Raw genomic sequence first — 14,018 nt, 5'->3', positions numbered from 1 at the left:
GATTCAAATGTGGCTACGCACCGACCGCCTGCATCCGGCTGGAGCGGAAATCCTTGGGCGACACCTCGAATTGCTTCTTGAACGAACGGCTGAAATGCGCCGAATCGGTAAAGCCCCATTTGTAGGCAATCGAGGTGATCGACTCGCTGCGCAGGAACGGGTTGGTCAAGTCATCCGCACTGCGTTTGAGCCGCGCCCGCTGGATATAGCGGCAGACGCTGTCGTCCTGCTCTTCGAACAAGCGATACAGGTGCCGCACTGAAATATTCAGCCGATTGGCCAGGCCGATCGGGCTAAGCCCAGGCTGACTCAGCGATTCATCAATAATCTTCTGCACATAGCTGCGCAGGTTGTTGCCCTGCAACGACGCCATGCCTTCGCGGCACTCATCTCCCTGTTCCAGGGCCGAACCCAGCAACGAAACGAAGGCCGTTTGCAGCGCCTCCACTTCCCCCGCGCCGTCTTCGGTGTCGTCCTTGCACAGCTGATCCATCAGCACATGCAACATACGCCCGCAGGCTTTGGTCGAGGATATCTTGCCGAAAGCCCGTGCGTCGCCGCCCAGGTGCTTGCACACCTGCAGGCGCGACAGTGACAACGAGGCGTGCTCGATCAGGCCGAAGGGTGTGATTTCGATGGAACCCACAGAGTCCATCAACAACATTTCGCCGGGGGCCAGTTGCAGCGTCTGGCCGTTCTGCACGATTTGCGAGTAACCGCTGCGCTGGCTCACCAGGAAACAGTCCTGGTCGTTATCGTGGTCGGCGTGGTGCGCCGGGCGTTTGATCAGCCCGGCATTGGTGCGCAGGAGGGCCACGCCGCGCGGCAAGTCTCTGATCTCGCCGATAAACAGCGAGCGGTTGAACGCCAGTTCCGTATCGAAGTGACCGCACGCGGCGCGTAGCTCGCGGTTCCAAGTGTCCAGCCCGTCGTGCGCATGCTGTGGGATGCTCATGGGGTGTCTCCGCAATGGCTTCTTTTTGTTGTTCTGGTGCAATAGTTAACATGTTATCTATATGCACGCAACAACAACCTGTTTGCCCTTTACAGAAGCACTAATGATGCCAATCAGAGGTCTGACAACACCCGTTTCAAGCCCGCCAGCGTCGCAAGCAAATGGCTGCGCTGCATAGGGCTCAGGGCAATGTAACGCCGAAAGGCCGGCAGGCGATTGACCACCTCGCTACCGCCCATGTGCTCTAGCCGCACGCACCATTGCTGGCCTTGCAGCTCGATGCGCAGGCGCTTGAAGTCCAGCGGCATCAGCGCCTGGAATAGCGCGTCGTCTGCCAGGATGCGCGCGTGCAATTCATGGCCCAACGCCTGGTTGCCGCAACGGCGGCGCACACGAATGCCATGGCGGCGAATCGCGCCGCCATGGTGCACCTCGAAGCTACCTGTGCTTCCTGCGAGAGCAGGTACGTGCAGCACAAATTCGGTCATCACCACGTGCATCAACAACTGCGACTCGGTGCGCTCGACAATCTCAAACGCCACGCCCTCCACTTCCAGCTTCGCCAGCCCGAGGTTGCGCCGCAAACGCTCCAGGGTCACCCCCGGTCGATAGCCCGCCGGGGCACGATCAGCGCGAAACAGCTCAAACAGTTTTTGCCGCAAAGTCGCCGTAGACATGGTCGGCCTGCTCCGGATAGTTGCTGAATTCCTTTGCCAACACCTCCTCCACGGAGGCCGGCTTGAAGGGGCTGACCTTCTGCACCACCAGGGTCCAGAACAACGCATACGCAGCCGTGCCGCCCAACATCACGCCAAACGGCACATAGATGTCTGCCGGGTTCATGCCCGGAGGCGTGATAAACCACATGCCCAGCAGAATGCCGATGCTCGAGACGATCTGCGGCAGCGGAAACCACGGCGAACGGTAGGCCCGTGGCAAATCCGGCCGACGAATACGCAGGCTCACCACCGAGATCGTCACCAGCAGGTAGGCGAAACTCCACGCACACACCGCCGCCAGCACCAGGTGCATGATGTTGTCAGTGTTGCCGCCCAGGTACAGCGCGTGCAGGCACGGAATCAGCATCGCCACCAGGATGCACAGCAGCGGCGTCTTGAAGCGCGGGTGCAGGTAGGTGAACACCTTGGGCAGCGCGCCGTCCACGGCCATGCCGTACAGAATGCGCGGCACGCCCGCCATCAAGGTATTGATAGTGGCCGCACCGGCAAATAGAAAACCAATGCCCAGCCACAGCGGGCCGATATGCCCCATCACCTGCTCGGCGAACTTGGGGATGGCCATGGGCGTGTCCAGCAAGTGCACACCCGAAGCGGCGTCAAGCAGCACGTTTTCCACCTGGCGTTTCATCGCCGCACCGTAGATGAACATGCACGTGGCCACGCCCAGCAGCCCCAGCATCATTGCACGCGGCATCACCTTGGCCGATTGGCGCAGGTCCGGCGCCAGTGGCGTGACAAATTCGCAGCCGACAAACATGAACATTGCCATGCCCACCAACGACAACACGGTGATCAGGTCGGTGCCCACCAGCGACTCACCGAACCAGCCGTCCAACTGCACGGCGGGCGCGGCGATCAAGCCCAGCACGCCAAACACCATCAGGGTGGTCCACATGCCAAAGGTGAGGATGATTTCCGCGCGGCCGAACGCACTGACGCCAAACGCATTCAGCACACCGAATACGATTACAAAACCCACGCCGAGCAGCCACGAGCCGCCAGCGGATTCAGCCAGGGTATTGAGGTGTTCGAAGTTCACCAGGGCCATGACCCCGGCCAGGATAGTTTCGGCGGTTCCGGCAAATACATGCACGATCAGGTAGGCCGATAGGGTGCCGGTAATCGCGAAAAACCGCCCCATGCCGCAGTTGATGTAGTCGTACACCGAGCCAGTGGTAGGCAGGATCGACGCGGCCTCGGCGAAAGTGGTCGCTTGGGCCAGCATCATCACGACAGCAATCAACATCGCCAGGGCAAACGCGCTGCCACCGATGCCAAAGCCCATGGTGGCGGTGAGAATGACCGGACTGGCCATGATCAGGCCAATGGTGCTGGCCAACGCGGTGGGGAAACCTACCGTGCCACGGTTGAGGTGCGCGGTGAGTCGGTCGTTGATCGACATGGTGGGGTCCTCGAAGACGGTTTTTTTAATGTGTCAGTACTCTGCGCCCCACTCGAGTTAGTCGTCTTGCCCCTGTCTGCCGCCGGTTTTGTTGCTCCCTGCCATCGTGTAAAGCTTGGCGGCCTCGGTCAATTCCCTGGCACGCAGAGAAAAGACTTGGGCCCCAAGTGCTCGCCCTAATGCGCCCTCACTCTTAACCAAGCTGGGGACAATAACAATGGAGCACACACTGAAAAATCGCCGCCTGCGCCAGGCGGTCGGCCTGGGCGTTGCCCTGCTGGTGGGCCAGGTCCAGGCAGTCGAGTTGTATGCCGACGCAGACACTAAGGTCACCGGCAACTTCCTCTCCGTGTACGGGATGTTCAACAGCCCGAAGAACTACGATGGACGCAGCGGTGGTTCCACCTGGCGCGAGGCCTTTATCAAGTACGGCCTGAGCGTGGAGCAAATCCTGGGCACCTTTGGCGGTGTGTACGGCACGGCCAACCTGGTGAGTTCCGGGACTTGGGGCGATGGTGATGCGTCTGGGGTCACCACGGGCAAGGAGCGCACCACCAAGTTTGACGAAGCCTTTGCCGGCTGGCGCTCCGGCGACCTGTTCCCGGTGCTGGGCAAGGATGGCGTGGACCTGTCGTTTGGCCGGCAGGTCATCACGCTGGGCGACGGTTTTATCGTCAACGATGACGGGCCCAACCTGGGCAAGGGCGTGGGAGACGGTGAATTCAACCGTGGCGGCGCCTATTACATCGCCGCACGCCATGCCTTCGACAAGACCGCCGTGGTCCGCCTGGGGGGCAAGGATGGCGTGCACGGCAGCCTGATGTGGATCAAATCTGACAACCCCGCCCAGGCCATGACCGAAATGGCCGTCGGCACCCTGGAATACAGCGCCGCGCCGGGCACCCTGGGGCTGACCTATCTTCACGGGGTCGATGTGGATGAACGCTTCGCCAGTGACGTACAACGCCAGCGCAAAGGCATGAACCTCTACAGCCTGCGCGGTGCGGGTAACGCAGGGATCGACAACGCGCATTTCGCGTTTGAACTGGCTCGCCAGGACCGCCGTGACAGCCAGGAAAACGCCGGCTACGCCGAAGCCGGCTACACCTTCGCCGACCTTCCCTGGTCACCGGACCTGACCTACCGTTACGCGCGCTATTCAAAAAACTGGGACGCGATGTTCGCCGGCTTCAACCGTGGCTACGGCACCTGGGTGCAGGGTGAAGTGACGGGCAATTACTCCGGCCCGTACAACACCAATACAGCGGTGCAACACGTGGCGTTCAAGGTCAAGCCGCTGGAGAACGTCACCCTCGGTGCGCTGTTTTTCGACTACAACACCGTCAGCACCCGTGGCCAACTGAACCTGGATGGCCGCGAGCTGGACCTGTACGTCGAGTGGGCGGTGAACGAGCACCTGATCATCACGCCGCTGCTCGGCCTCTACAAACCGAATAAGGATGCAGAGACCGGTGGCAACCAGGTCGGTGGCAACGGCACTAACGTCTACAGTCAGTTAGTGGTCGCCGTGCCGTTCTGAATCGTCTCGGGCGCGCACGGACGCAGCGCTTGGACCTCGGCATACGCCCCTTGATGGTAGAGCAGTGGCGCCCGGCCGAAGTCATCAAAGGCCACCACCTTGCCGATCATGATCCAATGATCACCACCGTCCAGCTGCTGGTATTTCTCACAATGAAACCGCGCCGAGCAATCGGCGAACACCGGTGAGCCACCCTCCCCCGGTTCATATTCGACCAGGGCAAAGCGGTCCTCACGCGGGCGCGCAAAGTTGTTGGACAGGTGCACCTGGTCTGCCGCCAGCACGTTCACCGCAAAGTGGCTGGCCTCCTCGAATACTTCGTGGCTGTTGGAGCGTTTGTCGATGCTCCACAGCACCAGCGGCGGGTCGAGGGACACCGAGTTGAAACTGTTGGCGGTCACGCCCACCTTGCGCCCGGACGCGGTGGCGGCGGTGACCACGGTCACCCCGGTGGCGAAGTTACCCAAGGCACGGCGAAACGCCCGTGGGTCGAAAACGCTGCTGTCAGACATGCAAGACTCCCAGGCGTCCTCGAACGGGCGCCCTGATTGTTGTTGAGGAAGAACGTGTCACACCATGCTTGGGTCCGGCTCCAGGCCCATCAGCTCACGGCCGAGGATCTGAGCGCAGACGTCGTAGTCGGTGTAGGCATGGGCGCCTGTCATATGGGAATCACGGAACAGGCGCTGCATTTCGTTGTGTTCAAACCAGGCATTACCGCCAGCTGCGGCGAACAACCGGTCCACAGCCTCGATGCACATTTTGGTCGCGTAAGCCTGGTTGGTGCGCCAGAACGCCAGGGTTTCGCGGCTCGGGTAACGGTGCGCGGCGCTGTGTTCGGCGTGGTCCTGCCAGGTTTTTTCCAGAAACGCGCGGGCGGCGGCCACCTGGTGGGTGGATTCGGCCAGACGCATCAATGCCGGTGTTGCAGCACCGACGGCGGCACCGGTGTAGGCGCGCACGCGAGTTTTGGTTTTTTCGCGGAACACCTCCAACATGCGTTCGGCCACGCCAAGGCTGACGGTGGAAAAACCACTGGCGAAATACGGCCGGTACGGCGCGTAGAAAATCTGGCTGTCGGGGTAAAGGCCAAAGCCTGCGGACCTGCCTTCCATCATGTCCTTGGCTTTCTGGATACGGTGCTCGGGCACCCAGGCGTTGTCGATGATCAGGGTCTTGGTGCCACTGCCTTTCATACCGGCGGCGAACCAGTCATCACGGATCTGGTAGTCGCTGCGAGGCAGCACGGCAAAACAATAATCCTGGGTGCCTTCGGCGTTCTGCCGACGGCAGCCGACAATCGCCCATTCACCATGGTCACAGCCGCTGCTCCAGCCCATTTCGCCGCTGAAATACACACCCCCCTCGCCCTCTACCACGCGCCCGAACGGCGCGATGCTGCTGCTGGCGGTGGCATCCGGGTTTTCGCCCCAGATTTCCTGCTGCAGTTCTGCCGAAAACAGGGCCAGTTGGTGGCTGTGGGTGCACAACAAGCTCATGGCCCAGGCAGTGCTGGCGCAACTGCCGGCGAGAGAAGCAATGCAGTCGGCGAACTCGGGCAGCGACAGTTCCAGGCCACCAAACGCCTTGGGTTGAAACGCGCGGTGCAGGCCGATGCTTCTGAGCAAGGCGATATTTTCATCCGGCACCTGGCGCATCTGTTCGGCCCGCGTGGCATTCGCGGCGATGGTCGGCAAGAGAGGCTTGAGGTCTTCGAGCAGCGGGTTTGGCTTTTTCATGGAGGGCCCTGCTTATTATTGGGAGTCCGGCAGGCGCTCCGGTTTGAGGAGCGGCGCCTGATGCAGGGCGAGTATCAAATGGGACACGCGGATGGGAAATGCACGTTCCGCAGGCAAGATTGTACTTTTCATAGGGTGGCAGGCACAGACATAGCGTGCGGCAGGCACAGTCAAGCGACCCTGCCCACCGTTGGTTACCCTCGGGTTTTCTCAGAACTGCCAGGAACCTGCCATGAGTGATATCCCGCTGCTGCCTCAAGTCGAAGCTTTCCTGCGTCGACCCCATGGGCTGTTTATCGATGGCGTCACCGTGCGCAGCCATTCCAGCCAGACCCTCGCCGTGACCAACCCGGCGACGGGGCAGGTGATCGCCCAAGTGGCCGATGCGGACCTGGCGGACATCGATGCGGCAGTGGATTCTGCCAACCGGGGCTTTCAGCGCTGGTCGCAAGCCGCTCCGGCGACGCGGGGCAATGTGCTGCTCAAACTCGCCGACCTGCTGGAACGCAACCGCGAAGAACTGGCGCAGATCGAGACCTGCCAGTCGGGCAAGATCATCCAGATTTCCCGCGCCTTCGAAGTCGACCAGGCCGCGCATTTCCTGCGGTATTACGCGGGCTGGGCGACCAAGCTCAGCGGCCAGACCCTTACCCCTTCGCTGCCCTCGTTCAACGGCGAGCGCTACACCGCGTTCACTCTGCGCGAACCGGTGGGCGTGGTGGTGGGCATCGTGCCGTGGAATTTTTCCACCATGATCGCCATCTGGAAACTCGCCTCGGCGTTGGTGACTGGCTGCAGCATCATCATCAAGCCCAGCGAATTCACCCCGCTGACTCTCCTGCGCATTGCCGAGCTGGCCATCGAAGCCGGGTTGCCGGCCGGCGTGCTCAACGTGCTCACCGGTGGCGGCCATGTCGGCAAAGGCCTGGTGGAACACCCCGGCACTCACAAAGTGTCGTTCACCGGTTCCGTGCCCACCGGCATCGCCGTCGGCCGCAGCGCCATGGGCGCCGGCCTGACCCGCGCAACGCTGGAACTGGGCGGCAAGAACGCCGCGGGTTTCCTGCGCGACGTGGACGTGGACAAGGCGGTGGACGGCATTATCGAAGCAGGCTTTTTGCACTCCGGGCAAATCTGCGCAGCGGCCGAACGCTTCTTCGTGCACCGCTCACAGATTGACGCAGTGCTGGAGAAACTCAAACTTCGCCTCAGTCGCCTGAACATCGGCTCGCCGCTGGACGAACACACCGAATTCGGCCCGGTCACCCACCATCAGCACCAACTCAAACTGCTCGGCTACTTCACCCAGGCCCGCGCCGAAAACAACACGATCATCCACGGCGGTACCCTCATCGACCGCCCCGGCTGCTACGTCGAGCCCACGGTGATCCTTGCCAACAGCATCAACGACACCCTGCTCAACGAAGAAACCTTCGGCCCCATCGCCACCTTCCTGCCCTACGACAGCGAAGAAGAACTGCTCGCACTGATGAACAACGGCCCTTACGGTCTCAGCGCCAGCCTGTGGACCAACGACCTCGGCAAAGCCCTGCGCATGGTGCCGGCCATCCATGCCGGCACCGTGTGGGTGAACATGCACACCTTGCTCGACCCAGCGGTGCCGTTTGGGGGCAGTCGGTCTTCGGGGGTTGGGCGAGAATTTGGCAGTGCGTTTATCGAGGATTACACCGAGCTTAAATCGGTGATGATTCGGTATTGAGCTCCCACCTTTGAGCCTCGTGTGCTCAAAAGAGTGATCGCTTAACTGAAAGGAATCACAGCCTCAGCCTCGATCTCGATCAACCATTCCGGCAATGACAACCCACTGACGATGATCCACGAAGACGGCGGTGGGTTGTGCGGGAAGCGCTCACGCAGCGCTTGGGCAATCGGCTCCTGCTGATCACGGGCGGACTCGACGATATACAGCCGCAATATCACCACATGGGATAGATCACCGCCGACCTCGGCCAGAACCTTTTCAATATTGTCGAGGGCGGTCGCGGTCTGCTCAGCGATGCCAGGGCCGACACTACGTTCCTGGGCATCCACGCCCACCTGGCCGGAAAGCAGGATGCGCCGGCCTTCCGGCACTTCGAGGGCCTGGCTGAAGCCGTATTGCAGGGAGTTGAACACGGTTGTGGGATTGATGACTTTTCGCAGCATGACGAGTCCTTGTTGTCGGTGGGAAAACAAGGCTAACGCACTGGGTTGGCGCAATCTGGTGATTCAACATCTGGCAACATTTCAACCATCATGCCCGGGACCCTTGTAGTGAGCGGGCTCGCCCCGCGCTGGGGGGCGAAGCCGCCCCAAACAAGGCAACGCAAAACTCACCTGACACACCGCGGGGATCCGTTTTGGGGCGGCTTCGCCACCCAGCGCGGGGCAAGCCCGCTCACTACAAATATTCAGTGACCAAATCGCGGAGGTTCACTGTAAATCGCGAGCTAGCGTTAATGTTCCTAAGCACTATTCCAGGAGCAACGGATTGCGCCCAAAACCTCAAACACATCGCCTGCGTCACGGTCGCTACTCAGAACACGGACGTAGCTATCTCATTACCATCGTCGTTCACCACCGCCAGCGTTTGTTCGCCGACCTGTTCCTGGGTCGCCTGCTGGTTGCCGAGTTCCGACAAGTTCATGAACTTGGGTTGGTCGATTCCACGGCATGGGTAATTATGCCTGACCATATTCATTGGCTGTTTGAGTTGAAACAGCAGACGTTGGCCGACGTTGTCCGGCGCATCAAGTCACGCAGTACGCTGACGATTAACAGGCGTCGCAGAAGCAAGGAACGCGTCTGGCAACCTGGTTATTACGATAGGGCTGTGCGTGTAGAGGATGATATTCGTACGATGGCGCGCTACATCGTGGCTAACCCGTTGCGAGCAGGCCTGGTTGAGCGGGTAGGCGATTACTCACTGTGGGATGCTGCCTGGCTCTGACAGCGCATGTAGTGAGCGGGCTTGCCCCGCGCTGGGTGGCGAAGCCGCCCTAACCCAGGCGCCGCAAGATTCACTGACACACTGCGGCGATCCGGTTTGGGGCGGCTTCGCCACCCAGCGCGGGGCAAGCCCGCTCACTACAGGGGCGGCGCGCCGATGGGAAATCATCGAGATGAGCAATCAGTTGTTCCCCAACGCGACCTACTCCACAACCCCGCCTACCAGCGCCCCATCGCCAGACTGAACGGCGAAAATTCCGCGAACTGCCACCTCAGCGCCAACGCCGCCGGGCGGCGGACCACGTGTTCGACGGTCACTGTCCACAAGCGCTGGGCGCCTTCAAACAAGGCCACTTGCGGGCCGTCGAGGATCAGCGAGGTCCGCCCGGCAACCTGCAACACATCACCCGAGGCAAAATCGAAAAACAGCAACCCCGCCACCGGGTTCCTCTGCAAGTTGCCCAGGGTGTTGAAGAACAGGTTGCCGGCGAAGTCGGGGATGGTCAGTACGTTGCCTTCAACCCGCACAAACCCGGTGTTACCACCGCGATGGGAGACGTCCACCGAGCGTTGGCCGTCCAGGTCCACGTAGCTGGCGACGAAAAACGTGTCGGCGTCGCGGATCATCGTGTGTGCCGCGTCGTCCAGGTCATTGAAGCGTTCCACCTGCGTGCCGGGCTTGCGCGCGATGGAATCGACCGGCCGCCGTTGGATGTACTTGGGGCAATTGCCGAAGGTGTGCACCACGTCGACCGAAAAACCCTCGTGATCGAGCCTGCTGATTCGCCCATTCATGCGGTTGCGACGGCGGGTGCTGAGGTCGATGCCCAGCACGCCCACCGACGCGCCGTTGAGCAAGGCGTTACGGGCCGGATCGCCCGCAGACGGCAGGCTGTCGATCTGCAAGGTCTGTGGGTCTGGCGAGTGGGCAAAGCCCGGCGCCCCTTCCACCATCGTCGCCCAGGGAATGCCCTGCTCGTCCACCGCGCCCAGCATCAGGTAAGGCAACAAGGGATAGAAATCCCGATGCTGCTCCGGCAGGTGATCACGAATCACCTTGGGCCCGATCACGGCCATGCGTTCGGCCACGCCAACCGCAGCTTGCATCTGCCGTTCGCCAGCATGCCAGGGAGTTTTTTCGATCGGGTTCATGGCGAGCACCTCATGTTGGATACCCCGATGCTGCGCCCTGCCAGCCACCAAAGGAATAACCACGCCGGGCAATCCACTATTACGCCAGCTGAAAGGCTGGATGCTCGCGCAGCGCTGTCACGCAGTGATCGACAAAACTGCGCACACGCATCGGTGCATTGCGGCCTTCGCGATACACCACGTGCACGGGCAGCGGCGGCGGTTCGTAGTCCGGCAACACCTGCCGCAGGTGACCCTTGAGCAGATGCTCGTGAACCGGATAGCTCAGGCAGCGAATCAGCCCCGCCCCATGCACGGCCGCATTGATCGTGCCCTGCACCGTGGCGCAGCTCAGGCGCGCGCGGGTCTTGAGCTGATAGCCATGGAAATCCCAATACACCTGAGCGGCGCTGGCAATCAGCCGATGTTGCTTGAGGTCATCCGGGTGCAGGGGTTCGCCGTGGGCCACAAGGTAATCGGGACTGGCACAAAGGATATGCCGCACCCGCCCCACCGGCCGTGCAATCAACGATGAGCTGGGCAGTTCGCCGACGAGGATCGCCACATCCAGTCCCTCTTCATGCAGGTTCGGGTAATAGTCATGGTAATGAGCGACGACGCGCACCTCAGGGTAGCGGTCCATGTAGTCGGCCAACACCGGCGCCATCACATAGCGGCTGAACAGGAATGGCAAAAACACCCGCAGATTGCCCTCGGCCTGCACATGCAACCCTTTGGCTGACGCTTCGGCGGCGTCCACGGCGGTGATCAGGCGCACGCAGTCGGCCAGGTAGGCGCTGCCGGCGTCGGTCAGGCTAACGCCGCGCGTACTGCGCTCAAGCAACGGCACGCGCAAACGCGCTTCCAGGCGTGCAATCGCCCGCACCAGGGTCGGCCCCGACACCTGCGCATCCCGCGCTGCCGAGGCCAGGCTCGGTTGTCCGGCCAGCGCGGCGAACAGTTGCATATCGCGATAACGCTCCATCAGCTGCGCCGTTTCATCGCCGGGTTCAGGGCGGCGTCCTGGCTCAGGCGATGGCTGAGAAAGTCGACAAAGGTGTTGATCTTGGCAGGCACGCGGCCGCTTTTCTGGAACACCACCTGGATGGGCAGGGGTGCCGGTTCGAAGGCTTCCAGGACAATTTCCAGCTCCCCGGCGGCCACCGAGGCTGCGACCTGATAGGACAGCACCCGCGTCATGCCCCAGCCCAGCCTCGCCAGGTTGATCGCGGCATTGTTCGCCGAGACGACCAGGCGCGGCTCAATAGGCACCGTCAGCGGCTGATCCGCGTCGACAAAATTCCACTCGCTCACCAATTGGCTGGACGACGACGTGGCAATCTTGGCCTCACGCAAGTGCGACGGATGCCGGGGCCGCCCGTGCCGGTCGAGATAGGCCGGCGCTGCACACACCACCCGACGTACTTCGCCGACCTTGATCGCCTGTTGCCCCGGCTCGTGCAGATCGCCAATACGCACCGCCACATCGACGCCTTCGTCGGTCATGTTGACCACGCGGTCGACCAGCAAGGCGTTGATGTTGACCAAGGGAAACCGGTCGAGGTACTCCCCCAGCACCGGCGCCACATACAGCTCGCCAAATAGCACCGGCGCGGTCACCGTCAGGTGGCCACAAGGGATGGAATAACTGCCCGCCGCCGCTTCCTCGGCTTCATTGAGTTCCGCCAGGATGCGCCGACAATCTTCCAGGTAACCCTGGCCGGCTTCAGTCAGGTGCAGGCTGCGGGTGGTGCGCGCCAGCAGTTGAGTGCCGATGCGCGCCTCCATCGCGGCGATGGCCCGGGTCACGCTCGGGGGTGAGGTTTTCAGGCGGCGCGCGGCGGCGGCAAAGCCCTCCTCCTCGGCCACCGCCAGGAACACCTGCATTTCATGAAATCGATCCATCGGTGGCCCTCTTGAACGTTACTGTGACTGCAAACCTACCGCCGTGCGCGGCATGCCGACAAAGCCCGGCAACGCCTCGATGCTGGCGAGCCACGCACGCACATGAGGGTAGTCGGCCAGCGATACATTGCCTTCCGGCGCGTGGGACACGTAGGTGTAAAAGGCGATATCGGCAATGGTCGGTTGCTCACTGGCCAGGAACCGGCTTTGGCTCAGTTGCGCTTCGATCAACGTCAGCAAAGCGTGGGATTTGGTAATGGCCGTGACAGTGTCGACCTCGGCACCAAACACCAGGGCCAGGCGTGCGGTGGCGGGCCCGGCGTGAAGTTGACCGGCGGCGGCCGAAAGCCAACGCTGCACGCGGGCCTGCCCCCGGGGGTCGCTCGGCAGCCATTTTCCGTTGCCGTATTGGGTCGCCAGGTAGACCAGGATTGCGTTGGAATCGGCCAACACAGTGCCGTTGTCATCAATCGCTGGCACTTGGCCGAAGCTGTTGACCTTGGCAATAAAGTCGGGGGCTTTGTGGGCGCCTTGCTTGAGGTCCACGAGGATGTAGTCGGTGGGCAGCCCCAGCAGGGACAGCATCAGCTCGACCCGGTGGGAGTGGCCGGACAACGGGAAACCGTAGAGTTTGATCATGAGAAGCTCCAGAAGAATGGGGTCGACGCTCTGCATGTTCTACCCCTGCCCCGAGCGTTGGAATCACCAGGATTTACAATCCAGCATTTCATCTGGCGAAACAATCACTCGCCGGACAATTCCACGATTAGGTTGAACAAGGTGGTCTTCACCGCGCTGTCCAGCTCGGTCCAAGCCAAACCAGTAGTGGCCTGAAAGGCGCCCAGCTCCATATGCCGCGACACGCAATTGGACGGCAGCGCCCGTGCCGCCTGCTGCGGCAGCACCCCAACACCCAGCCCCGCGGAGACCAGCGCGAGCATGGTGGTAAATTCGCCCAGCTCAGAAGCGATCTCCAGGGGCATGCCCACGGCTTGGATAAATTCGTCGTAGAAACCCGGCGCATAGCGTCGCGCGAGAATGTACACCGGCACCCGGAGCAGATCGGTGGGGTGGATCGACGTTTTCAATGCCAAGGGATGATCCATCGGCAACGCCACACAGAAATGCTCGTGCAACACCGCACGGGTCTGTACGCCGGGGTGACTGGCGGGCAGGCGCATCAGGCCGAAGTCCAGCAGGCCGTTCTTCAGCGCGGCAGCCTGGTCGGGCCCGGGCATGTCCTTGAGCTCCAGCTCGATACGCGGGTATCGCTGGTGCACCGTGCGAATCAATTCCGGCAACAGCTGCGGCAGCACCGACGACACAAACCCCAGGCGCACCCGGCCGATTTCGCCGCGATTGGACGCCCGCGCCGCATCCGCTGCACGCGCCGCCTGATGCAAAGTGGCCTGGGCCTCAGGCAGAAACACGCGACCCGCATCGGTCAGGGTCACCGAATGGCGATTGCGATCCAGCAGGCGTACGCCCAGGCCACTTTCCAGCAATTTGATCTGCATGCTCAACGCCGGTTGCACAATCGACAGCTGCGCCGCCGCCCTGCCGAAATGCAGCTCCTGGGCGAGCACCACAAAGGCGCGCAAGTGCTTTAGCTCCATCAGGCCTCCCCGGTTATCACAAATGTTGATCACCCGATCAT

The 14,018-nt window shown here is 61.7% G+C and carries 13 protein-coding genes and 1 pseudogene; 3 read left to right on the top strand and 11 right to left on the bottom strand.

The genetic code is table 11. The features are described 5' to 3' along the window. Positions 1-13: 13 nt before the first annotated feature. The 3 genes from feaR to BFP95_RS26245 form a co-directional block, all read right to left on the bottom strand. Complete coding sequence (feaR, locus tag BFP95_RS26255) at positions 14-955, bottom strand: transcriptional regulator FeaR (protein ID WP_065875953.1); 942 nt, start codon at positions 953-955, stop codon at positions 14-16. A 113-nt stretch (positions 956-1,068) separates the two neighbouring features. Further along, positions 1,069-1,632, bottom strand: a complete 564-nt coding sequence (locus tag BFP95_RS26250; protein ID WP_065875952.1) for a DUF3156 family protein — start codon at positions 1,630-1,632, stop codon at positions 1,069-1,071. Then, on the bottom strand, positions 1,598-3,097 hold the full coding sequence (locus BFP95_RS26245) for an APC family permease (RefSeq protein WP_065875951.1): 1,500 nt from the start codon (positions 3,095-3,097) through the stop codon (positions 1,598-1,600). The genes BFP95_RS26250 and BFP95_RS26245 overlap by 35 nt, the downstream gene beginning before the upstream one ends. A 217-nt stretch (positions 3,098-3,314) precedes the next feature. Between BFP95_RS26245 and BFP95_RS26240 the strand changes: the two genes are divergently transcribed. Next, positions 3,315-4,637, top strand: coding sequence for a hypothetical protein (locus tag BFP95_RS26240; RefSeq protein ID WP_065875950.1), 1,323 nt, complete (start codon positions 3,315-3,317; stop codon positions 4,635-4,637). 32 nt (positions 4,638-4,669) lie between these two features. Here the strand turns inward: BFP95_RS26240 and BFP95_RS26235 are convergent. Together BFP95_RS26235 and BFP95_RS26230 are read right to left on the bottom strand one after the other, a co-directional pair. After that, positions 4,670-5,149: pseudogene (locus tag BFP95_RS26235) on the bottom strand (flavin reductase family protein); the annotation flags it as partial. 57 nt (positions 5,150-5,206) lie between these two features. Next, positions 5,207-6,376, bottom strand: a complete 1,170-nt coding sequence (locus BFP95_RS26230; RefSeq protein ID WP_065875948.1) for a p-hydroxyphenylacetate 3-hydroxylase oxygenase component — start codon at positions 6,374-6,376, stop codon at positions 5,207-5,209. A gap of 232 nt (positions 6,377-6,608) precedes the next feature. Between BFP95_RS26230 and BFP95_RS26225 the strand changes: the two genes are divergently transcribed. Next, positions 6,609-8,096 carry an aldehyde dehydrogenase family protein gene (locus BFP95_RS26225; RefSeq protein WP_065875947.1) on the top strand — a complete coding sequence of 496 codons (1,488 nt, stop codon included), beginning with the start codon at positions 6,609-6,611 and terminating at the stop codon, positions 8,094-8,096. 41 nt (positions 8,097-8,137) lie between these two features. On the opposite strand, the gene BFP95_RS26220 is transcribed toward BFP95_RS26225, so the two are convergent. Further along, on the bottom strand, positions 8,138-8,542 hold the full coding sequence (locus BFP95_RS26220) for a RidA family protein (protein ID WP_065875946.1): 405 nt from the start codon (positions 8,540-8,542) through the stop codon (positions 8,138-8,140). Positions 8,543-8,867: 325 nt separating this feature from the next. Here BFP95_RS26220 and BFP95_RS26215 point away from each other — a divergent pair, with 325 nt between their 5' ends. Further along, positions 8,868-9,326, top strand: a complete 459-nt coding sequence (locus BFP95_RS26215; RefSeq protein ID WP_065875945.1) for an REP-associated tyrosine transposase — start codon at positions 8,868-8,870, stop codon at positions 9,324-9,326. Positions 9,327-9,544: 218 nt separating this feature from the next. On the opposite strand, the gene BFP95_RS26210 is transcribed toward BFP95_RS26215, so the two are convergent. The 5 genes from BFP95_RS26210 to BFP95_RS26190 form a co-directional block, all read right to left on the bottom strand. After that, entirely contained in the window at positions 9,545-10,477 is a 933-nt protein-coding gene (locus tag BFP95_RS26210; protein ID WP_065875944.1) for a pyridoxamine 5'-phosphate oxidase family protein, read from the bottom strand. 79 nt (positions 10,478-10,556) lie between these two features. Beyond that, the gene (locus tag BFP95_RS26205) at positions 10,557-11,441 is read right to left on the bottom strand and encodes a LysR family transcriptional regulator (protein ID WP_065875943.1); all 885 of its coding nucleotides are present in this window, start codon (positions 11,439-11,441) and stop codon (positions 10,557-10,559) included. Beyond that, positions 11,441-12,361, bottom strand: a complete 921-nt coding sequence (locus tag BFP95_RS26200) for a LysR family transcriptional regulator (protein ID WP_065875942.1) — start codon at positions 12,359-12,361, stop codon at positions 11,441-11,443. Before BFP95_RS26200 ends, BFP95_RS26205 begins: the two co-directional genes overlap by 1 nt. 18 nt (positions 12,362-12,379) lie before the next feature. Further along, entirely contained in the window at positions 12,380-13,000 is a 621-nt protein-coding gene (locus tag BFP95_RS26195; protein WP_065875941.1) for a glutathione S-transferase family protein, read from the bottom strand. 104 nt (positions 13,001-13,104) lie between these two features. Next, entirely contained in the window at positions 13,105-13,977 is an 873-nt protein-coding gene (locus tag BFP95_RS26190) for a LysR family transcriptional regulator (RefSeq protein ID WP_065876018.1), read from the bottom strand. Positions 13,978-14,018: the final 41 nt, after the last annotated feature.

Origin of the sequence: Pseudomonas sp. 58 R 12 (assembly GCF_900005865.1) — a bacterium.
Lineage (GTDB): Bacteria > Pseudomonadota > Gammaproteobacteria > Pseudomonadales > Pseudomonadaceae > Aquipseudomonas > Aquipseudomonas tritici.
The sequence above is the reverse complement of the archived record's forward strand: the minus strand, read 5'-3'. Positions and strand labels throughout refer to the sequence as shown.

Bases quoted from the DNA above. Each gene is read 5' to 3' on its own strand.
- BFP95_RS26225 (WP_065875947.1), top strand. From the start codon at position 6,609: ATGAGTGATATCCCGCTGCTGCCTCAAGTCGAAGCTTTCCTGCGTCGA.
- BFP95_RS26220 (WP_065875946.1), bottom strand. From the start codon at position 8,542: ATGCTGCGAAAAGTCATCAATCCCACAACCGTGTTCAACTCCCTGCAA.
- BFP95_RS26240 (WP_065875950.1), top strand. From the start codon at position 3,315: ATGGAGCACACACTGAAAAATCGCCGCCTGCGCCAGGCGGTCGGCCTG.
- BFP95_RS26250 (WP_065875952.1), bottom strand. From the start codon at position 1,632: ATGTCTACGGCGACTTTGCGGCAAAAACTGTTTGAGCTGTTTCGCGCT.
- BFP95_RS26190 (WP_065876018.1), bottom strand. From the start codon at position 13,977: ATGGAGCTAAAGCACTTGCGCGCCTTTGTGGTGCTCGCCCAGGAGCTG.
- BFP95_RS26200 (WP_065875942.1), bottom strand. From the start codon at position 12,361: ATGGATCGATTTCATGAAATGCAGGTGTTCCTGGCGGTGGCCGAGGAG.
- feaR (WP_065875953.1), bottom strand. From the start codon at position 955: ATGAGCATCCCACAGCATGCGCACGACGGGCTGGACACTTGGAACCGC.
- BFP95_RS26245 (WP_065875951.1), bottom strand. From the start codon at position 3,097: ATGTCGATCAACGACCGACTCACCGCGCACCTCAACCGTGGCACGGTA.
- BFP95_RS26230 (WP_065875948.1), bottom strand. From the start codon at position 6,376: ATGAAAAAGCCAAACCCGCTGCTCGAAGACCTCAAGCCTCTCTTGCCG.
- BFP95_RS26195 (WP_065875941.1), bottom strand. From the start codon at position 13,000: ATGATCAAACTCTACGGTTTCCCGTTGTCCGGCCACTCCCACCGGGTC.
- BFP95_RS26210 (WP_065875944.1), bottom strand. From the start codon at position 10,477: ATGAACCCGATCGAAAAAACTCCCTGGCATGCTGGCGAACGGCAGATG.
- BFP95_RS26205 (WP_065875943.1), bottom strand. From the start codon at position 11,441: ATGGAGCGTTATCGCGATATGCAACTGTTCGCCGCGCTGGCCGGACAA.